Annotated in this window: 20 protein-coding genes; 12 read left to right on the forward strand and 8 right to left on the reverse strand. The window is 71.0% G+C overall.

The window, feature by feature from the left end; genetic code table 11:
* The 4 genes from ACWBNA_RS41100 to ACWBNA_RS41115 form a co-directional block, all read left to right on the forward strand.
* A partial coding sequence (locus ACWBNA_RS41100) for a phosphatase PAP2 family protein (protein ID WP_482709700.1) occupies positions 1 to 268 on the forward strand: 268 nt, incomplete at its 5' end.
* The gene (locus ACWBNA_RS41105; RefSeq protein WP_482709701.1) at positions 265 to 1245 is read left to right on the forward strand and encodes a decaprenyl-phosphate phosphoribosyltransferase; all 981 of its coding nucleotides are present in this window, start codon (positions 265 to 267) and stop codon (positions 1243 to 1245) included. The genes ACWBNA_RS41100 and ACWBNA_RS41105, both read left to right, overlap by 4 nt.
* Positions 1242 to 1715 carry a GtrA family protein gene (locus ACWBNA_RS41110; protein ID WP_482709702.1) on the forward strand — a complete coding sequence of 158 codons (474 nt, stop codon included), beginning with the start codon at positions 1242 to 1244 and terminating at the stop codon, positions 1713 to 1715. Before ACWBNA_RS41105 ends, ACWBNA_RS41110 begins: the two co-directional genes overlap by 4 nt.
* The gene (locus tag ACWBNA_RS41115; RefSeq protein WP_482709703.1) at positions 1703 to 2611 is read left to right on the forward strand and encodes a YihY/virulence factor BrkB family protein; all 909 of its coding nucleotides are present in this window, start codon (positions 1703 to 1705) and stop codon (positions 2609 to 2611) included. The genes ACWBNA_RS41110 and ACWBNA_RS41115 overlap by 13 nt, the downstream gene beginning before the upstream one ends.
* Here the strand turns inward: ACWBNA_RS41115 and ACWBNA_RS41120 are convergent.
* Complete coding sequence (locus tag ACWBNA_RS41120; RefSeq protein ID WP_482709704.1) at positions 2559 to 3863, reverse strand: D-alanyl-D-alanine carboxypeptidase family protein; 1305 nt, start codon at positions 3861 to 3863, stop codon at positions 2559 to 2561. The genes ACWBNA_RS41115 and ACWBNA_RS41120 overlap by 53 nt on opposite strands.
* 91 nt (positions 3864 to 3954) lie before the next feature.
* Here ACWBNA_RS41120 and ACWBNA_RS41125 point away from each other — a divergent pair, with 91 nt between their 5' ends.
* From ACWBNA_RS41125 to ACWBNA_RS41140, 4 genes are all read left to right on the forward strand, one after another.
* Positions 3955 to 4194: an SCO4848 family membrane protein gene (locus tag ACWBNA_RS41125; RefSeq protein WP_482709705.1), complete on the forward strand. Its 240-nt coding sequence runs from the start codon at positions 3955 to 3957 to the stop codon at positions 4192 to 4194.
* A 39-nt stretch (positions 4195 to 4233) separates the two neighbouring features.
* Positions 4234 to 5499 carry a metallophosphoesterase gene (locus ACWBNA_RS41130; protein ID WP_482709706.1) on the forward strand — a complete coding sequence of 422 codons (1266 nt, stop codon included), beginning with the start codon at positions 4234 to 4236 and terminating at the stop codon, positions 5497 to 5499.
* Between the two features lie 160 nt (positions 5500 to 5659).
* Positions 5660 to 7213, forward strand: coding sequence for an ABC transporter substrate-binding protein (locus ACWBNA_RS41135; protein WP_482709707.1), 1554 nt, complete (start codon positions 5660 to 5662; stop codon positions 7211 to 7213).
* 96 nt (positions 7214 to 7309) lie between these two features.
* Complete coding sequence (locus ACWBNA_RS41140) at positions 7310 to 7711, forward strand: ATP-binding protein (RefSeq protein ID WP_482709708.1); 402 nt, start codon at positions 7310 to 7312, stop codon at positions 7709 to 7711.
* A gap of 15 nt (positions 7712 to 7726) precedes the next feature.
* Here the strand turns inward: ACWBNA_RS41140 and ACWBNA_RS41145 are convergent, their stop codons facing one another.
* Both ACWBNA_RS41145 and ACWBNA_RS41150 read right to left on the reverse strand, forming a co-directional pair.
* Positions 7727 to 9181 (reverse strand): sensor histidine kinase, encoded by a 1455-nt coding sequence (locus tag ACWBNA_RS41145; RefSeq protein ID WP_482709709.1) that lies wholly within the window; start codon positions 9179 to 9181, stop codon positions 7727 to 7729.
* A complete protein-coding gene (locus ACWBNA_RS41150) occupies positions 9178 to 9867 on the reverse strand; it encodes a response regulator transcription factor (RefSeq protein WP_482709710.1) in 690 nt (229 codons plus the stop codon). The genes ACWBNA_RS41145 and ACWBNA_RS41150 overlap by 4 nt, the downstream gene beginning before the upstream one ends.
* A gap of 166 nt (positions 9868 to 10033) precedes the next feature.
* Here ACWBNA_RS41150 and ACWBNA_RS41155 point away from each other — a divergent pair, with 166 nt between their 5' ends.
* On the forward strand, positions 10034 to 12439 hold the full coding sequence (locus tag ACWBNA_RS41155) for an MMPL family transporter (protein ID WP_482709739.1): 2406 nt from the start codon (positions 10034 to 10036) through the stop codon (positions 12437 to 12439).
* Here the strand turns inward: ACWBNA_RS41155 and ACWBNA_RS41160 are convergent.
* From ACWBNA_RS41160 to ACWBNA_RS41180, 5 genes are all read right to left on the reverse strand, one after another.
* Complete coding sequence (locus ACWBNA_RS41160; protein WP_482709711.1) at positions 12432 to 13040, reverse strand: Uma2 family endonuclease; 609 nt, start codon at positions 13038 to 13040, stop codon at positions 12432 to 12434. The genes ACWBNA_RS41155 and ACWBNA_RS41160 overlap by 8 nt on opposite strands.
* A gap of 91 nt (positions 13041 to 13131) precedes the next feature.
* Positions 13132 to 13878 carry a TetR/AcrR family transcriptional regulator gene (locus ACWBNA_RS41165; protein WP_482709712.1) on the reverse strand — a complete coding sequence of 249 codons (747 nt, stop codon included), beginning with the start codon at positions 13876 to 13878 and terminating at the stop codon, positions 13132 to 13134.
* A gap of 11 nt (positions 13879 to 13889) precedes the next feature.
* Positions 13890 to 14438, reverse strand: a complete 549-nt coding sequence (locus ACWBNA_RS41170) for a thiol-disulfide oxidoreductase DCC family protein (RefSeq protein ID WP_482709713.1) — start codon at positions 14436 to 14438, stop codon at positions 13890 to 13892.
* Positions 14435 to 14830, reverse strand: coding sequence for a hypothetical protein (locus ACWBNA_RS41175; protein WP_482709714.1), 396 nt, complete (start codon positions 14828 to 14830; stop codon positions 14435 to 14437). Before ACWBNA_RS41175 ends, ACWBNA_RS41170 begins: the two co-directional genes overlap by 4 nt.
* Before the next feature lie 104 nt (positions 14831 to 14934).
* Complete coding sequence (locus ACWBNA_RS41180) at positions 14935 to 15345, reverse strand: VOC family protein (RefSeq protein ID WP_482709715.1); 411 nt, start codon at positions 15343 to 15345, stop codon at positions 14935 to 14937.
* 129 nt (positions 15346 to 15474) lie between these two features.
* On the opposite strand from ACWBNA_RS41180, the gene ACWBNA_RS41185 reads away from it, so the two are divergent.
* Genes ACWBNA_RS41185 through ACWBNA_RS41195 form a run of 3 tightly spaced genes read left to right on the forward strand, consistent with a single transcriptional unit; the run spans position 15475 to position 18830 of the window.
* A complete protein-coding gene (locus ACWBNA_RS41185; RefSeq protein WP_482709716.1) occupies positions 15475 to 15915 on the forward strand; it encodes a hypothetical protein in 441 nt (146 codons plus the stop codon).
* A 58-nt stretch (positions 15916 to 15973) separates the two neighbouring features.
* Positions 15974 to 16366, forward strand: a complete 393-nt coding sequence (locus tag ACWBNA_RS41190; RefSeq protein WP_482709717.1) for a hypothetical protein — start codon at positions 15974 to 15976, stop codon at positions 16364 to 16366.
* Between the two features lies 1 nt (position 16367).
* Entirely contained in the window at positions 16368 to 18830 is a 2463-nt protein-coding gene (locus tag ACWBNA_RS41195) for a DUF4132 domain-containing protein (RefSeq protein ID WP_482709718.1), read from the forward strand.
* The last annotated feature ends 74 nt before the right edge of the window (positions 18831 to 18904 follow it).

Here is an 18904-nt window from a genome sequence, read left to right on the forward strand (position 1 = left end):
GCGCCGTCCGCGTCCGGCGCATGTCGAGCCCCTGGTACGCACCGCGGGCCGGCACTCATTCCCCAGTTCCCATGCGACCTCGGCAGCGGCCGCCGCGGTCGCCTTCGGTGCGCTGGGGGCGTACGCCGTCCCGCCGCTGGCCGCCGCGATCTACCTGTCGCGCCTGGTCGTCGCCGTGCACTACCCCTCCGACGTGGCGGCGGGCGCGGCCCTCGGGGCGCTCACGGCGCGCATCGGAGCGCGCTGGATTCCGAGGGGGCGTGCATGACTGAGACCGCGCCGATGACAGGCAGCGCACGCACCCGCGAGACGGTGCTGCTGGAACAGCGCACGCCCGTCCGGAAGCCCGTACCACCCCGCGAGGGCTCCCTTCTGGGAGGGCTCGTGAAGACCGCGCGTCCCCAGCAGTGGGTCAAGAACGTCCTGGTGGTGGCCGCCCCGGCCGCCGCCGGTCAGCTCTTCTCCCGGCACGCCCTCGCCCAACTCGCGCTCGTCTTCACCCTGTTCACTGCCTGCGCCGCCGCCGTCTACCTGATCAACGACGCCCGCGACGCCGCCGCCGACCGCGCCCACCCCACCAAGCGCCGCCGCCCGGTCGCCGCCGGACAGGTCCCCGTACCCGTCGCCTACGCCGTCGCAGGCGCCCTCGGCGTCCTCGCGCCGGTCATCGCGGCCTGGCTGGTCTCACCGGCCGTCTCGGCGCTCCTGACGGCGTACCTGGGCATGCAACTGGCGTACTGCGTCAGCCTCAAGCACGTCCTGGTCATCGACCTCGTCGTCGTCACGACCGGGTTCCTGATGCGGGCGATGGTCGGCGGGCTCGCGCTCGGTATCCCGCTGTCGCGGTGGTTCCTGATCACGACCGGGTTCGGCGCGCTGTTCATGGTGTCGGCAAAGCGCTACTCCGAAGCCGTCCAGATGGCCGGGAAAGCGGGCGCCACGCGCGCGTCGCTGACCGAGTACACCACCGGGTACCTGCGCTTCGTGTGGCAGCTCGCGGCCGGCGTCGCCGTCCTCGGCTACTGCCTGTGGGCCCTGGAGGAGGGCGGCGTCCCGCACACCAGCCTCCTGCCCTGGCGGCAGCTGTCCATGGTCGCGTTCATTCTCGCGATCCTCAGGTACGCCGTCTTCGCCGACCGCGGCACGGCCGGCGAACCCGAGGACGTCGTCCTGCGCGACCGCGCACTCGCCCTCATCGGGCTGGTCTGGGTCGCGATGTACGCCCTCGCGGTGGCCAATTGGTGAGCACGCGCGCGTGGGGAGGCGGAAGTGACCGGCCGGGCACGCGCGCGTGGGCGAGCCGCCGGGAGATCCTCGGCTTCGCCACCGTCGGCCTCCTCGCCTACACCGTCGACCTCGCCCTCTTCACCTACCTGCGCGGCCCGGGCGGGCTCGACCCGCTCACCGCCAAGGTGCTCTCCTTCGTCGCGGGCTGCTCGGTGGCGTACCTGGGCAATGCGCTCGGCACCTACCGGGACGCCCGGCCGAAGGGGCTGCGCCCCTACGCCGTCTTCTTCGCCGTGAACGTCGCCGGCGCCCTCGTGCAGCTCCTGTGTCTCGCCGTCAGCCACTACGGCCTCGGCCTCACCTCGCGGCGCGCCGACACCGTCTCCGGGGCGGGAATCGGGATGGCCCTTGCCACCGTCCTGCGGTTTTGGGGCACCAGGACATTGGTCTTCCGCAACCAGGGCAGAGTCGGCTCATGGACTGGCTGAAAAAACTCCCCGGCGTCGGGCCGCTGGTCGCCCGCATGACCGCCACGCACGCGTGGCGGTCGTACGACCGGCTGGACCGGGTGAAGTGGACTCGGCTTGCCGCCGCGATGACGTTCACCAGCTTCGTGGCGCTCTTCCCGCTGCTCACCGTGGCCGCCTCGATCGCCGCGGCCACGCTCAGCGAGGAGCGCCAGGGCACGCTGGAGGACAAGATCGCCGAGCAGGTGCCCGGCATCTCCGACCAGCTCGACATCGACGGCCTGGTGCAGAACGCGGGCACCGTCGGCCTCATCGCGGCCGCCGTGCTGCTGTTCACCGGCATCGGCTGGGCGGGCTCGACGCGCGAGTGTCTGCGGGCGGTGTGGGAGCTGCCCGACGAGGAGGAGAACCCGGTCCTGCGCAAGGCCAAGGACCTGGGCATCCTGGTCGGCCTCGGCGGAGCCGTCCTGGTCACGCTCGCCACGTCCACCGTGGCCTCCGCCATGGTCGGCTGGATCACCGGCCAACTGGGTATAGACAGGGAGGGCTGGGGCAGCGTCCTGCTGCAGATCGCCGCGTTCCTCGTCGCCGTACTGGCCGACTTCCTGCTGCTCCTCTACGTCCTGACCCTGCTTCCGGGAGTCGAGCCCCCGCGGCGCCGTCTGATCGTGGCCGCGCTGACCGGCGCGGTCGGCTTCGAGCTGCTGAAGCTGCTGCTCAGCGGCTATATGCAGGGCGTGGCCACGAAGAGCATGTACGGCGCGTTCGGCGTCCCCGTCGCCCTGCTGCTGTGGATCAACTTCACGTCGAAACTGGTGCTGTTCTGCGCCGCGTGGACGGCGACGCAGAGCAAGGAGGACGAACCTACGGGCGGGGCCGACGACGTACCAGATCCGGCAGCGGCCAGCGGCGGTTGACCAGGAACCCGGCGCCCGCGAGCAGCACCAGCAGCCCGCCGGTGATCGCGAGCGCGATCCCCATGCCCCCGGAGCCGCCCTCGGTGGTGGCGGACGCCACCGGCTTCGACGAGGCGTCAGCCTCCGTCCCCCCGGCGTTCGCGCCCCCCGCCTGTCCGGAGGCGGTCGCCCCCGGCTGGGCGCTCGCCTGCGCGGCGCTCCTCGGCGGCACCAGCTCACCCACCGGCTCGACCTTGCCGGCCGCCTTGAAGCCCCAGTCGAAGAGCTTGGCGGTCTCCTTGTAGACCTCGTTGTGCTCGTCCTTGCCAGGGTTCATGACGGTGACGAGCAGCACCTTGCCGCCCCGCTCGGCGACGCCGGTGAAGGTGGCGCCGGCGTTGGTGGTGTTGCCGTTCTTGACGCCCGCGATGCCCGGGTAGACGGAGACATCGGAGTCGCCGGTCAGCAGCCGGTTGGTGTTCTGGATCTCGAAGGACCCGCGGCTGATCTTGCCCTTCTTGTTCTTCGTCGTCTTGCCGGGGAACTTCGCCCTGACCGTCGAGCTGTACTCGCGGAAGTCCTTCTTCTGCAGCCCGGAGCGGGCGATCAGGGTCAGGTCGTACGCGGAGGAGACCTGGCCGGGCTCGTCGTAGCCGTCGGGGCTGGCCACCTGCGTGTCGAGGGCCTGGAGCTCGTCGGCGTGCGCGTTCATCTCCGCGACGGTGTTCTTGACGCCGCCGTTCATCTGCGACAGCACGTGCACGGCGTCGTTGCCGGAGCGCAGGAAGACACCGAGCCACAGATCGTGGACCGTGTACGTCTCGCCCTCCTTTATCCCGACCAGGCTGGATCCGGAACCGATGCCGGCCAGGTCCGTGGGGAGGACCTTGTGCTTCTCGGTCTTCGCGAACTTCGGCAGCACCGTGTCGGCGAACAGCATCTTCAGGGTGCTCGCCGGGGGCAGCCGCCAGTGCGCGTTGGCGGCGGCCAGCACGTCACCGGACTCGGCGTCGGCGACGATCCACGAACGCGCGCTCAGGTCCTTGGGCAGCACCGGGACCCCGCTCGCGAGATTGACCTGCGGCCCGGCCTGGCCGAGGCGTTCGCCGCCGACGGTCGACATGTTCGCCGGGGGAGTGACCGACGGGCTCGCGGACGGGCTCGGCGACGGACTCGGGGCCGCCAGGGAGACGGGCGCGGTCAACGCGAACGACGACAGGGCGACGGAGGTGACCAGCAGGGATCGCCTGGCGGTCTTCTTTGGTGCGGGCACGGTCAGGAACGTACATGGCACAGCGCGTGAAGTCCCGTCTGCCTCCCCACCCCGGCCAAGGAACCGGACACCCGGCGGCGATACTGGACGTATGAAGCTCAGCCGCCCCGTCTCCTGGTTCCTGCTCGCCTTCGGGGTGTGGAGCTGGATCATCTGGGTCACTTTCGTCAAAAACCTGATCAAGGACAGCAGTGGGCTCGCGTTCGACGACGGTCACCCGACGGCGTATTTCTGGGTGCACCTGGTGCTCGCCGTCGTCTCCTTCGTATTGGGGACGGTCGTCGGGGGCATCGGGTTGCGCTCGGTGCGCGCATTGCGCCGCACGTCATAACCGACAGGCCTGACAGCCCACAACGGGGGACACGAGACCGTGGTCATACTCTTCGTACTGCTCGCCCTGGCCGTCCTGGTGACGGCCAACTGGTACCTGTACAGACGCCTGTTCCGCGACACGACCCGGGCCCCCGGCCCGGCGCGTCGCGCGGGTGCGGTGCTGGTCGCGGGCGGTTGGGTGCTCACCGTCACGGCCGTCGTGGCCGAGCGCGCCGGCGCGCCGTTCTGGCTCCAGCGCGTCCTGGCCTGGCCCGGCTTCCTGTGGATGGCCCTGTCGATCTACCTGCTGCTGGCCGTGATCGCGGGTGAGGCCGTACGACCGCTGCTGCGACGGTTCCTGGAACGGCGGGCGGGCGCCGAGACGGCCGTACGCCGGCCGGAGCCGGTCCCGGCGGGCGGGGCACCGCTGCCGGAGCCGGAGCACGACGTCGCGCCGGAGACGGACCCGGCCGCCGAGCCCGCGGCCGCCCCGACGCCCCTTCCCTCCCGCCGCCTGTTCGTCTCCCGGGTCGTCGGGGGCACCGCCGCGGCGGCGGCCCTCGGGACCGTCGGCTACGGCACGTACGGCGTCCTGAACGGCCCCACCGTCAAGCGGGTCACCGTCCCGCTGGCCAAGCTCCCGCGCGCGGCGCACGGTTACCGGATCGCCGTGGTCAGCGACATCCACCTGGGCCCGGTGCTCGGGCGCGGATTCGCCCAGAAGGTCGTCGACACGATCAACGGCACCCAGCCCGACCTGATCGCGGTCGTGGGCGACCTGGTCGACGGCAGCGTGAAGGACCTGGGGCCGGCGGCGGCCCCGCTGGCCCAACTGCGGGCGCGCCACGGAAGCTTCTTCGTCACCGGCAACCACGAGTACTTCTCCGGCGCCGAACAGTGGGTCGAGGAGGTACGACGGCTCGGCCTGCGCCCGCTGGAGAACGCCCGCACCGAACTTGCCCACTTCGACCTCGCCGGCGTCAACGACGTGGCGGGCGAGAGCGAGGGCCAGGGCCCCGACTTCGCCAAGGCGCTCGGCGACCGCGACCGGGCACGCGCGTGCGTGCTGCTCGCCCACCAGCCGGTGCAGATCCACGACGCCGTCGAGCACGGCGTCGACCTCCAGCTCTCCGGCCACACCCACGGCGGCCAGCTCTGGCCGGGCAACTTCATCGCCTCGGCCGCGAATCCCACCCTCGCCGGCCTGGAGCGCTACGGCGACACGCAGTTGTACGTCAGCCGGGGCGCGGGCGCGTGGGGCCCGCCGACGCGGGTCGGGGCCCAGTCGGACATCACGGTGATCGAGCTGGCGTCCAAGCTGTGAGGGCCCTGTGAAACATGGCCGAAACCGCTTGCGGTAATGTCTTCTCCAACTCCCCGAATCGCTCTTCCCCCAGGTGAAACACCTGTGCTTAATTGATCCGCGCCGCTAGGACAGTGGCTTGTGCGCTGCGGTCCACAAGGGGCATGGGGAGGGCAAACCGATGCGATCGGTTCGCATGCGGATCATCGCGACGCTGCTGGTGCTGGCAGCCGTCGCAGTGGGTGGCTGGCAGTTGATGCCGTCGCAGGCCGACGCGAAGACCATCAGGGTCGGCACCACGGACGCCGTCACGTCACTCGACCCGGCCGGCGCCTACGACGCCGGATCCTGGGCGCTGTTCAGCAACGTCTTCCAGTCACTGCTGACCTTCGAGCCGGGCGGCGCCCAGCCCGTCCCGGACGCGGCCCGAAGCTGCGCCTTCGTCGGCAGCGGGCTGCGCACCTACCGCTGCGAACTGCGCAAGGACCTCACCTTCCCGAGCGGCCGCAAGATGACCGCCGAGGATGTGAAGTACTCCTTCGAGCGGGTCAAGAAGATCAACTCCGACGTCGGCCCAGCGTCCCTGCTGGGCACCCTGCGCTCGGTCAGCGCGAACGACCTCACCGTCACCTTCCGGCTCTCCTCGGCCGACGCCACCTTCCCGTTCAAGGTGGCCACCGGAGCCGGCGCGATCGTCGACCGCACCCAGTACCCGGCCGACGGCCTGCGCACCGACGCCGGCGCCGACGGCACCGGACCCTACGAGCTGACGGCGTATACGAAGGACAAGAAGGCCGTCCTCAAGCCCAACGAGCGCTACGAGGGCGCCCTCAAGAGCACCGGAAGCCCCGTCGAACTGCGCTACTACGCCGACGCCGCCAAGCTCGACGCAGCCTGGAAGGCGAAGCAGGTCGACGTGGCCACCCGGCAGCTGCCGCCCGAGGTCCTCGCCGGGCTGAACACCAGCGACCCGAACCAGCGCGTGTCCGTGGCCGACAGCTCCGAGACCCGCAACCTGTACCTCGACACCCGCTCCGGATCGCCGCTGCACGACGTCCGGGTCCGGCAGGCCATGGCCTGGCTGATCGACCGCGACCGGCTGGCCGCCACGGTGTACGACGGGACCGTCGACCCGCTCTACTCGCTGATCCCGGCCGGCATCACCGGCCACACGACGTCGTTCTTCGACCTCTACCCCAAGCTGAACAAGGACAAGGCCAAGCAGCTCCTCGCCGAGGCCGGGGTGTCCCTTCCGGTCCGCTTCACCTACGGCTACGCCGAGGGCCGCGGCGCCGCCGCCGAGGAGGCCGCGGAACTCAAGCGGGAGCTGGAGGCGGACGGCCTGTTCAAGGTGACCCTCAAGGGCTACGAGTGGACCGGCTTCCAGAAGCAGTGGGCGTCCGGGAAGCTGGACGCGTACGCCGTCGGCTGGGTGGCCGACTACCCCGACCCGGACACCTTCGGCTCCCCGCTCGTCGGCAGCGACGGCACCATGAACACCGGCTACCGCAGCAAGGCCGTCGACCGGCTGATCCGGACCAGCCAGCGGTACGCCGACCGCACCGAGGCCACCGAGGACTTCCGCGCACTGCAGCAGACCGTTGCCCACGACGTGCCGGTCATCCCGCTGTGGCAGGCCAAGGAGTACGTCGTCAGCAACGAGGACGTCGGCGGTGGCCAGTACCTCTCGGACGGCACCGGGGTGTTCCGCCTCTGGCGTCTCACCTGGATCTGACGCGATCTCGCGCTACCGGCCTTCGCCCGAATGATGCCGGGCGCCCACCCGGCACCGCGCCATGTGACCAAGGTGCGTGCCGGGTGAGGGGCAGAGGTGTTGAGCCGCAACTCCTTCCGGCTGCCCCGGCATCCGGCGTCCGTCGGTCTCGCCCGGCGCCGGGTTTGGGACCACCTGGCCGACTGGGGGCCACGCCCCGGACGACCGGGGGCCGGCCGACGCCATGCCGCTCGGTCCGAGCCGGCCACCGACGTCGTACGCCACGGGCCGCCCCACGAGCGGGAGTTCCCGGTGGCGGTGACCGCCCTCGCCGACGGCTCCTGCCCCATCGAGGTCTCCGACGAGGGCCGGGTAGAGCCCCGGCTGCGCGTGATGGACGAGGTGGGGGAGGCCGGCCGGGGCCTGCATCTGGTGGAGAACATCGCCGCGGCCCCGGGGGTGTGGACCAGGGGTCGGCACGGCCAGACCGGGTGGGCCCTCGTCCTCACCCCCGGCTGAAGCGGAAGGAGTGGGTCACGACCGTACGGCCGCCCCCGCCGGCAGCGTGACCGTCACCGCCAGCCCCTCGCCCGGCGCCGTCCGCACCGTCACCTCGCCGTCGTGGGCCCGCACCACACCCTGCACGATGGCCATGCCGAGTCCGCTGCCCGCGCCCCCGCCTGCCCGGAAGAAGCGGTCGAAGACGCGCGCCGCGTCCTCGGGGCAGAGCCCCGGCCCCTCGTCCGCGACACGCAGCCGTACCACCCCGTCCACGCGCTCCACACCGAGCCGCACCGGCACGCCCGCGGGCGTGTGCGTGCGTACGTTGGCCACCAGGTTCCCGAGCACCTGGCGCAACCCCGACTCGTCGGCGTGCACCAGCAGGGAGCCGTCGGCGTCGACCGTGAGCGGCCGCCCCGGCTGCTGCACCCGCAGATCCTCGGCGGCGTCCCGGACCAGGCGGCTGATGTCGACGTTCCGGAAGCGGAGTTCGGGCCGCTGGTCGAGGCGGGCGAGGGTCAGCAGCTCGTCGACGAGCCGGCCCATGCGGTCGACCTCGCCGTTCATCCGGTCCCAGGCGCGCTTGCGCTGGCCCGGGTCGGTGAGCATGCCCTTGTCGTACAGCTGGAGGTAGCCGCGGATCGCGGACAGCGGGGTGCGCAGCTCGTGCGAGGCGTCGCCGACGAAGCGGCGCAGCTGGGCCGTGCTGCGCTCGCGCGTGCGGTACGCCGACTCCACCTGGTGGAGCATGGAGTTGAGGGCGACGCGGAGTTGTTCGACCTCCAGGGTGGCCTCCCTGCTGGAGGGGACCCGCCGGGTCAGGTCGCCCTCGGCGATCGCCGACGAGGTCTCCACCATGTCCTCCAGCGGCCGCATCCGGCGCCGGACGCTGAACATCGTCAGACAGGCCAGCAGCGCGAGCAGCAGGGTGCCGATGGCGAGGTCGAGCTTGACGGCCTTGGCGACGCCGTGGTGGACGGCGTCGGTGGAGGTGGCGAGCAGGATGAAGGTGCCGTCGGCGAGCCGGGTGGCCGTCGCCCGGTAGGCGGAGCCCTGCACGGTGACGTCGTGCGGCTCGGGATCCTCGGTCAGGGTGCGCGGGTCGCCGACCTCGTCCGCCAGACCGCGTTGGGCGTCGGTCGGCGCGAAGCCGAGGATGCCGACGGCCTCGCCCCGGCTGTCCACGGCGGCGAAGATCGAGTCCGGCGTGGGCTGCTCGTCGCCCTGCTCCGGGTCGAGCCGGTCGCGCACGAAGCCCAGCCCGCTGAGGGAGTCGATCGCGCGCAGGGTGAGCTGTGAACTGCCCAGCGAGTCGCGCGTCTTGGTCAGCTCCGTGTCGACCTGGTCGAGCAGGTAGTACCGCATGCCCATCACGCTCACGGCGGTCGCCGCGACGATGCCGAGGGCGAGCAGCGCCACGTTCGCCAGCGTCAGCTTGCCGCGCAGGGAGTGGACGGAGTGCCTGCGCGAGAGGAACCGGCTCCTCATGCCAGCCCGTATCCCACGCCCCGCCGGGTGGTGATCACCGGCGGGCCCAGGGCTTCGAGTTTGCGCCGCAGATAGCTGATGTAGGTCTCGACGACGGTCGACTCGGGCGGGGTGTGCTCGTACTGCCAGACGTGGCGCAGGAGTTGCTCCTTGGGCACGATCCGGCCGCCGTTGCGCACCAGGAAGCGCAGCAGGGCGTACTCGGTGGGGGTGAGCTCGACGGAGCGGCCCGCGCGGTGCACGGAGTACGTCGTCTCGTCCAGCTCCAGGTCGCCGTAGCGCAGTGGCGGGCGGTGCGGCAGGACGTCGGCGGGGCGGGTGCGGCGCAGCACCGCGGTGATCCGCGCGACGACCTCGTCGATGTTGAACGGCTTGGTGATGTAGTCGTCGCCGAAGCCGAGCGCGCCGACGACCTCGGCGGGCGAGTCGCGCGCGGTGAGGAAGACGAGCGCCAGGTCGGGCCGCTGCTCGCGCAGTTGGCGCCCCAGGGCCCGCCCGTCGCCGTCCGGCAGCATGACGTCGAGCAGCGCGGCGTCGGGCCTGGTGCGCTCCGCGAGCGTGAGCGCCTCGCGGACGGTGCCCGCCGTCATCACCTCGAACCGGTGGTAGCGCAGCGCGATGGCGAGGACGTCCGCGATGCTCTCCTCGTCCTCCACGACCAGCACGGTGCCTGGAACCGTCGTCATGCTCCCCAGTATCGGCGCGGGCACTGACAGCGGGGCCGGTTCCCGCTTTGGAGTTCCTTGAGAGTCACGGGATTCGCATGTCCACGCGCGCGTGCCGCCGCCAATCCTGTTGCCCAGGACCTGGGGGACCGACCGGACTAATGAGGGGGTTTTTGGCGTGGCGACATTGGCACGCTGGTGCTACCGGCACCGGCTGGTGGTCCTGTTGCTGTGGGTGGGGGCGCTGTTCGGCCTGGGCGCGGCGAGTTCGAGCGCGGGCACGAACTACGCGGAGGTCTTCTCCCTGCCCAACACGGACTCCAAGCGCGCGTACGACCTGATGGAGAAGGCCTTCCCGGAGCGTGCGGGCGACACCGACACGGTGGTGTGGAAGGTCGAGGAGGGAACGGTACGGGACGACTCCGTACGGTCCCGAATAGAACCCGCGCTGAAGGAGATCGGCGCGATGAAGGGGGTCGGTGAGGTCACCGACCCGTACGGGGCGCGGGGCGCCGCCCAGATCAGCAAGGACGGGCGGATCGCCTACGCCCAGGTCACCTTCGCCGAACAGGCCAACGCCGTACCCAAGGACCTGGTCCAGGACGTCGTCGACACCGCGCGGGACGCCGGCGGCGACGGCCTCCAGGTCGAGCTCGGCGGCCAGGCCATCACACGCGTGCAGGAACCGCCCACCGGCACCGCCGAGATCGTCGGCATCCTCGCCGCCGCCGTCGTGCTGTTCCTGGCCTTCGGCTCGCTGTTCGCGATGCTGCTGCCGATCCTGATCGCGCTGTTCGGCGTGGGCACCGGCCTGTTCTCCACCCAGCTGATCAGCCACGTCACCAACGTGCCCGAACTGGCCTCCCTGCTCTCCACGCTGATCGGCCTGGGCGTCGGCATCGACTACGCCCTGTTCATCGTCACCCGGCACCGCAAGGGCATTCTGCGCGGCCAGGACCCGGAGGAGGCGGCGGTCAACGCCCTCAACACCTCCGGCCGGGCGGTGCTGTTCGCGGGCGGCACGGTGTGCATCGCGCTCGCCGGGATGCTGGTGACGAACCTGCGCTTCCTGGACGGCGTGGTCATCGGCACCTCGCTGACCGTCGTCCTGAGCGTGCTCGCGGCCGTCACCCTGCTGCCCGCGCTGCTCGGCCTCCTGGGCCACCGGGTGCTCAGCCGCCGCCAGCGGCGCCGGCTCGCCGCACAGGGCCCCGAGGTGGAGCGCGCGAGCGGCCTCGCGGCCCGCTGGTCGGCCACCGTCGAACGCCGCCCGCGCTCGGTCGCCGCGCTGGCGGTCGTCGTGATGGCCGTCCTCGCCCTGCCGCTGCTGTCCCTGCGGCTGGGCACGGTCGACCAGGGCAACGACGACGCGTCGACGACGACCAGGAAGGCGTACGACCTGCTCGCCGAAGGCTTCGGCCCCGGCTTCAACGGCCCGCTCCAGGTGGTCGTGAACGGCGACCCGGGCGACGGCCTGGTCGCGACGATCAAAAAGACGGAGGGCGTCGCCCAGGCGTTCTCGGCGCCTCCCGCGAACGGCGTCACGGTCATCCAGGTCGTCCCCACGACCTCACCGCAGGCCGAGGAGACCGACCGCCTCATCGACACCCTGCGCGACCGGGTGATCCCGGAGGCGGACGTCCAGGCCCACGTCGGCGGCGTGACAGCAGTCTCGAAGGACTTCGCGTCGGTGACGGCGGACCGACTGCCGTACTTCATCGCGACGATCATCGGCCTGGGCTTCGTGCTGCTGCTGATCGCCTTCCGCTCCGTCGTGGTCCCCCTGACGGCCGCCCTGATGAACCTGATCGCGGCGGCGGCCTCCTTCGGCGTCCTGGTCGCGATCTTCCAGTGGGGCTGGGGCCTGGACCTGCTGGGCCTCGGCCAGGAGGGCCCGATCGCCGCCTTCCTGCCGATCATCATGCTGTCCCTGCTCTTCGGCCTCTCCATGGACTACCAGGTGTTCCTGGTCAGCCGGATGCACGAGGAGTGGGTGCACACGAGGGACAACGCGCGAGCGGTCCGCGTGGGCCTGGCGGAGACCAGCCGCGTCATCAACTCGGCGGCTCTGATCATGGTGTGCGTCTTCATGGCGTTCGTGCTGAGCGGCGACTACGGGGCCGCGATGGCGGGCGTGGGGCTGGCCGCCGCGGTCGCTCTCGACGCGTTCATCCTGCGTACGGCCCTGGTGCCGGCCGCGATGCACCTGCTCGGCGACTCCAACTGGTGGCTGCCGGGCTGGCTGGAGAAGAGGCTGCCGCATTTGGCTGTGGAGCCGAAGGAGGAGGCTTCCGCGCAAGCGTCTCCCGCAGAGGGCCCCGCCTCGGTCGTCCACGGCTTCGTCCGTACGGCGGACGGTGAGCCGGTCCCTCAGGCGGCGGTGACGCTGCTGTCGGCGGGCGGACGTCAGCTGGACCGGGTGGTGTCCCTCGCGGACGGCTCGTACATCGTGTCGGTGCCGGGTCCGGGGACGTATCTGCTGGCGACGACGGCTTCGTCGTACGGGTCGCGGGCGCGGCACGTGGAGGTCGGGGACGGGCCGCTGGTGTGTGACGTGGAGCTGGCCGAGGGCGAGGTGGACGCGGTCAACTAGCCTTCGACTGACCGGCTTTGAGGATTTCGTCCACGTCGAGGCTGACCTTGGCGCCGATGGAGTCGGGGAGGGTGACGATCTCGCCGGGGGCGTGGACGCGGTGGTTCGCGTACGTGTTCCCGGCGGGTTCGGTCAGGACGTGGAGGCGCTGGTGCTGGCGGTCGACGATGACGTAGACGGGAATCTTCGCCTGGGCGTATGCGGTGACCTTGCCGCGGAGATCGTTCTGGTAGTTGCTGGACGTGACCTCCAGGACGAGACGGAAGGCGATCGGGTCGTAACAGTTGTTCTCGACGAGGTGATCTTCGATGTCGCCGTCGACCACTGCAAGGTCGGGGATCGCGTAGTCCTCGACACCGGCGGGGAGCCAAAGCCCGACTCCTTCGAGCACTTCCGTTTCGCCGCCGTCCAAGCCTGCGGCGTAGAAAAGTCGCCTCAACCTGGACAGAGCGCGGGCATGAGCGACGTTGGGGGGCGGGGACACGATGATCAGGCCTCCGATGATCTCGACGCGGTACCCCGGAAGGCGGTCCATGATTCGGTTCGCCTCCGCGATCTGCGGACGGTCGCCGTGGGGCCGCTCGACGGATGCTGCGGACATCACGTGCCTCCTGTGGGCCGGTATCGAGAGCATCATCGTAGGCAGTTCGGATACGAGGTGTCCCGTTCGCGCCCCTTCACCCGATCGTGGATCACTCCGCCCGTCCCCTCGCCCCCGCCCCCGGATCCGGCATCATCTTCGTCATCCCCGGCAGGAAGTCCGTGAACAGCTCGTGCACCTCCCGCACCAGCGGCCGCAGCACCCGGAACCGGGCCAGTGACACGCCCCGCGCGGTGAGCCGCGCCCCCCGTTCGGCGAGCCGGTAGCTCCGCTCGCGGCCCTCCGTGCGGTCGAAGATCCAATACAGCACGAGCCCCATCTGGGAGAGCCACATCAACTCGGGGAGAACATCCCGCAGTTCCTCCGGCACCTTGGTCTTCGTCCCGGCGAGCACCTGGCGGTGGACGCTGATGGCCTCCACGCGCGCGTGCTCCGACTCGGGGGAGAAGGGGCTGAGCGGGCTGTCCGGGTCGGCGGCGTTCTTGAAGAACTGCACGGCGAACTCGTGGTACGGGGTCGCGATGTCCAGCCAGACCCTCAGGACGCCCGCGAGCCGCGCCTCCAGGTCGGTCTCCCGGGCCAGGACCTCCCGGACCGCCACCTGGTGCTCGGCGGCGATCCGGTCGTAGAAGCCCTGGATCAGGTGCTCCTTGCCTTCGAAGTAGTAGTACGCGTTGCCCACGGAGACCCCGGCCTCCTTGGCGATGGCCCGCATGGTCGTCTTGTCGTAGCCGCGCTCCTGGAACAGTCGCATCGCCGTCTCCAGGATGAGCGCGCGGGTCTGCTCGGACTTGCTCGGGTTACCGCCCTCGTCGGGGCCGTCGTTGTTCGCAGGCACGGAACGAGAGCCTAACGAGTGGCGCAGGTGCCGCTGTCGCAGGCCGGTGGGCTGTACGTCCATCCCTGGGCGGGGTCGTACACCCACCCGTCCGCGCGGCGGTACACCGTCCCGCCCCACCGGCCGCCGTCGGCCGGCCCCCACCGGCCTTCGCTTCCCCGTCGTCCGCTCCACTGGGCCCCGCGCCACTTGGCCGCGGCGAGCACCGCGCCCTTCGCGAGCCGCGCCCCGGACGCCGTGCTCAGGCGGTGTGCGAGCGGCCGGTGCGCGCGCAGGGCCCACAGGGTGACGATCCAGGCGGCGGTGTCGCGATAGACCTGCCCGGCGTCACCCACGACGGTGATCTCGTCGAGGGTGGCCCGGTGGTCGAGCCCGGGAAACCGCTGCCGGGCCTCGTCGGAGCCGGCGGCGACCATCTCGAGCGGCACCAGCTGCGGCTGCCGTACGAGCCAGTCGCGCAGGAAGGCGCACAGGGAGCACTCGGCGTCGTACAGGACGGTGAGCCGGCGGACCGGGACGCGCTCGGCGCCCCGGTTCTCGGTGGACGTCACGGTGCTCACGCCCGGACCCAGTCCTGCGGTGCGACCGGCGGCACCTGCTCCTGCTCCATCACGCTCCGCCGCCGGATCCGGCTGAGCACGTACACGTTGCCCAGGTGCATGACGCCGAGCACCAGCAGCACCACGCCGAGCTTGGTCGACAGGGCCTCGAAGATGCCGCGGGTGTCCTCGATGGTCCCGTCACCGCTCAGGTAGAGCGCGACGAAGCCCAGGTTGACCAGGTAGAAGCCGACCACCAGGAGGTGGTTGACCGCGTCGGCGAGGCTCTCGTTGCCGCGCAGCACGTCGGACAGGAAGACGCGGCCGTTGCGGCTGAGTGTGCGGGCCACCCAGACGGTCAGCCCGATGCTGACCAGCAGGTAGATGACGTAGGCGATGACGGTGCGGTCCATGCCCCACCCCTTCTTGAACGCGTTCAAAACGCTGACGTCAGCGACTGTAGTCCCGTATTTGAACGTGTTCAACTCACTTGTGGGGCAAGGCTGTGGGATCTGCGTCACGCCCGCCGTGCGAGCTCCGGACGCTTGCTGTAGTCCGTGAACCCGATGACGTTCCCCCACGGATCGGCGACCTCGACGGTCCAGCCGGTGGCGAGCGAGAAGGGCTCGTCGAGCGGGGCGATGCCCGCCCCGGCCAGCTCCTTCGCGGCGCGGCGCGCGTCCGGCACCTCCAGCCACGCGCGCGTGACGGGCCAGGGAGGCGGTCGGTGCCCGAACCCCTCCTCCTCCCTGAGCAGGATCCCGGGCCTCTCACCCCCGACCTTGAGCAGCGCGATCCCGCCCTCGTCGAACCGGAACCCCACCGTGAACCCGGCGCGCTCGTAGAACCCGACGGCCTCGGCGAGGTCCCCGACGGGCAGGAGCAGGTTGTCGAAACCGAGCAGTTCGTACGACTCGTCATCTGACATGCCATCAGATTAGGTGTCGAGGCGCCGCTCACCGGGCGGGCAGACCGCGGGGTCACTCATTGGGCCCAGATGCCGCCCCTTCCGCCGCTACGCTGAAGCGTCGTCAGAGGTGCGGCGCAGGGGGCGTGGATGGTTCCAGGGATCAGGGTCTTCTTCGCGGAGGTGCGCGAGACCTGTGCCGACGTCGCGGAGCGGCTGGGTCTCGAAGGGCCGGGCGAGCGGGAGTCGGACCTCCCCGTCGCCGTCGCGACCTACACCGGCTCCGGCGTGAGTTACGAGGTCGTCCTGGGACTGTGGGACGGCTACGTCGAGATCCACGCCTGCCGCGAGACGCCCTCCACCCTGTGCAAGGTGAGCATCGAGAAGCTGGCCGTCGCCGCGGGCGCCGTCGAGAAACCCGGCGGTGTCTCGTTCGGCGCCCGCAGCCTCCGGCAGTTGAGGAAGTCCCTGACCGGGCAGCTCCGTTACGTCGAACTCGTGCATCCGCTGGTGACCGGTGACGCGGCGGCGGCGGTGGAGCTGATGCGCAGCGCGGACGCGCGGGAGTGGAGCCGGCCGGCCGCGAGGTGAGGCCGGCCCGGTGCCGTGACCGGGGCCGTTGTCAGTGGTGCCTCGTACTGTCGGTGGCATGGGAATCGTGACGTTCGTCGACGAGACGACAAGCGGGAGCCGTAGCGACGGCTGGGCGCTCGAGATCGCCGAGGAGCGGCTCACCGTGCGGGAGTTGATCCGGCGCCGGGTGTTCCAGGAGGTCGCCGAGTACAACGCGCGTACGCCGAAGGTGTTCCAGGGGCTGGTGCAGCCCGAGGACACCGAGCGGGTGCTGAACGGGTACGCGCTGCGGACGCCGCGGCGGATAGACCCGCAGGCCCAGACCGAGCTCGCGCTGAAGGCATTCACGGGCAACGGCTTCCTCGTGCTGGTCGGGGACCGCCAGCTCACGGACCCGGACGAGGAGATCGAGCTGCTGCTCGGCGCCGAGGTCACGTTCCTGAAACTCGTACCGCTGGTCGGAGGATGACATGGCGTACATCCAGACGTACATGGACCTGATCGTGCGGTTGGCCGCCGACGGTGACCCGGGCACGCCCGCCGTCGACATGCTCAAGGCCGCGGTCGCCGGCAAGGGCAACTGGGCCGGTCCCTGGACCGAGGTGCTGGACCGCTTGCGCGAGTTGCCTGCGGACACGCGGAAACTGCTCGCCGACGCCCTCGTGGAGCAATACCACTCCGAACAGGCCGAGCCGGTCGCCCGGCGCAACGCCCTGCCCCTGCTGGGGATCCTGTCCCGAGGCCTGGGCGAAGACCTCCTCTCCACCGACCGGCTGAAGGAACTCGACGAGCTGTCACGGAAGCAGCGCCTCTGGTACGGCTCGCAGTACGAGGCACTCGCCGAGGCCGAGCTGGCGACGGGCCGCCCTCTCGCACCCGCGGTGGTGGCCGTGTTCCGCCGCTCGGCCCTGGACGGGTACGGCTCCAGGTCCCTGTTCCAGCTGGCGGCCAGGCTCACCACCCCGGCCCTCAACGTCGGCGAGGAATGGGCCGAACAGGCCATGCGGGACGCGACCGGCCCCGACTGGCAGGCCCTGCTCACCCACGCCACGACCGCGCGCTCCGCCAAGCCCAGCGCCAACTGGGACAAGCGGGCGGGGGCCCTCATCGGCGCCCTCGGCGCCGACCGGCTCCGTGAGACGGTGCTGCCCTGGCTCGCCCTCGTCGGCCGACCCCGTACCTTTCCACTGGAGCGGGATACGTACGAGCCGGACGTCAACGGCGCCTACGACCCCTACAACGCCAACGCCCTGCGCGGCCTCACTTGGCTCCTCTCCCTCCTGCCGCCGCACCCCGACACCGCGCGCGCCCTCGGCGTCCTCGTCGGGACCTCGCTGAAGAAGGTCGCCGGCCTCGGCCCGCGCAACCCCAAGGTCGCCAACGCCGGCGTCGTCGCGCTCGCCCGCATCGACAGCGAGGCCGCCCTCGCCGAACTCGCCCGCCTCGCCACCCGCGTCACCTACAAGGGCACGCTCAAGCTGCTGAACACCGCCCTGGACGCGCGCGCCGAGGCGATGGGGCTCGGTCGCGAGGAGATCGAGGAACTGGCCGTACCGGCCTACGGCTTGACGGACGTCGGACGCGCGGAGCACCGCTTCGGCGATGTCACCGCCCAGCTGGAAGTCCGCGGCTCGAAGGCCCTGCTGAACTGGCGCAACGCAGCCGGCAAGCCGGTCAAGACCGTGCCCGCGTCCGTCCGGCGCGACCACGCCGACGAGCTCAAGGAACTCAAGGACGCGGCCAAGGACGTCGACAAGATGCTGTCGGCCCAGACCGAGCGCCTGGACCGCCAGTTCCTCGCCCGCCGGGTGTGGCCGTACGGCACCTGGCGCGAGCGCTACCTCGACCACCCCCTGGTCGGCACCCTGGCCCGCCGCCTCCTCTGGACGGTCGACGGCCAGACGGTCGGCTACGCCGGAGGCGAGCTGCGCACCCTCACCGACGACCCCGTCCGTGAGGGCCGCGAGGTCCGGCTCTGGCACCCCGTCGGCCACGACAGCGCCGGGATCGTCGCCTGGCGCGACTGGCTGGAGCGCCATGAGGTCACCCAGCCGTTCAAGCAGGCCCACCGCGAGGTCTACCTCCTCACGGACGCCGAGCGCACCACAGGCACGTACTCGAACCGCTTCGCGGCCCACTTCCTGCGCCAGCACCAGTTCCACTCCCTGGCGGCGGTCCGGGGCTGGCGCAACAAGCTCCGCCTGTGCGTCGACGACGAGGCGCCGCCGGCCACCCGCGAACTGCCGCAGTGGGGCCTGCGCGCCGAGTACTGGATCGAGGGCGACGGCGAGGAGTACGGCACCGACACCACCGACTCCGGCAGCTACCTCCGCCTGCGCACCGACCAGGTCCGCTTCTACCCGATCGACGCGCCGGAGAACTCCGCGCACTGCTACGGCGGCGAGTACCGCATGTGGCTGCGCGACGGCGCGGCCCCGGTGGACCCGCTCCCCCTGGACTCGATCCCGCCCTTGGTCCTCTCCGAAGTCCTGCGCGACGTCGACCTGTTCGTCGGCGTGGCCAGCGTCGGCAACGACCCGACCTGGCAGGACGGCGGCCCCGACGGCCGCTTCCGCGAGTACTGGACGTCGTACGGCTTCGGCGACCTCAACGAGAGCGCCGCGACCCGCCGACTTCTCCTGGACCGCCTCATCCCCCGCCTGGCGATAGCCGACCGCTGCACCCTGGAGGGCCGCTTCCTCCACGTCAAGGGCGAACGCCACACCTACAAGATCCACCTCGGCTCGGGCAACATCCTCATGACCCCGGACGACCGGTACCTGTGCATCGTCCCCAAGTCCAACGGGGCCGCCCCGCAGGCCGGTTACCTGCCCTACGAGGGGGACCGGATGCTGGCGGTGATCCTGAGCAAGGCGATGATGCTGGCGGCCGACACGAAGATCACGGATCCGACGATCCTGAGTCAGCTGTGAGGGGCGGGCTGACCGTTCGAGGGCCTTCGGGTCGGTCGCCCGACGGCCCCCGAACGGGAGCGGGGAGCTCCTCG

Source organism: Streptomyces sp. Q2, from assembly GCF_056820935.1.

Excerpts from the sequence above, each read along its gene's own strand:
- ACWBNA_RS41150 (WP_482709710.1), bottom strand. The coding sequence starts at position 9,867 with ATGACGACGGTTCCAGGCACCGTGCTGGTCGTGGAGGACGAGGAGAGC.
- ACWBNA_RS41190 (WP_482709717.1), top strand. The coding sequence starts at position 15,974 with ATGGGAATCGTGACGTTCGTCGACGAGACGACAAGCGGGAGCCGTAGC.
- ACWBNA_RS41160 (WP_482709711.1), bottom strand. The coding sequence starts at position 13,040 with ATGTCCGCAGCATCCGTCGAGCGGCCCCACGGCGACCGTCCGCAGATC.
- ACWBNA_RS41105 (WP_482709701.1), top strand. The coding sequence starts at position 265 with ATGACTGAGACCGCGCCGATGACAGGCAGCGCACGCACCCGCGAGACG.
- ACWBNA_RS41115 (WP_482709703.1), top strand. The coding sequence starts at position 1,703 with ATGGACTGGCTGAAAAAACTCCCCGGCGTCGGGCCGCTGGTCGCCCGC.
- ACWBNA_RS41175 (WP_482709714.1), bottom strand. The coding sequence starts at position 14,830 with ATGGACCGCACCGTCATCGCCTACGTCATCTACCTGCTGGTCAGCATC.
- ACWBNA_RS41135 (WP_482709707.1), top strand. The coding sequence starts at position 5,660 with ATGCGATCGGTTCGCATGCGGATCATCGCGACGCTGCTGGTGCTGGCA.
- ACWBNA_RS41180 (WP_482709715.1), bottom strand. The coding sequence starts at position 15,345 with ATGTCAGATGACGAGTCGTACGAACTGCTCGGTTTCGACAACCTGCTC.
- ACWBNA_RS41125 (WP_482709705.1), top strand. The coding sequence starts at position 3,955 with ATGAAGCTCAGCCGCCCCGTCTCCTGGTTCCTGCTCGCCTTCGGGGTG.
- ACWBNA_RS41145 (WP_482709709.1), bottom strand. The coding sequence starts at position 9,181 with ATGAGGAGCCGGTTCCTCTCGCGCAGGCACTCCGTCCACTCCCTGCGC.
- ACWBNA_RS41185 (WP_482709716.1), top strand. The coding sequence starts at position 15,475 with ATGGTTCCAGGGATCAGGGTCTTCTTCGCGGAGGTGCGCGAGACCTGT.
- ACWBNA_RS41195 (WP_482709718.1), top strand. The coding sequence starts at position 16,368 with ATGGCGTACATCCAGACGTACATGGACCTGATCGTGCGGTTGGCCGCC.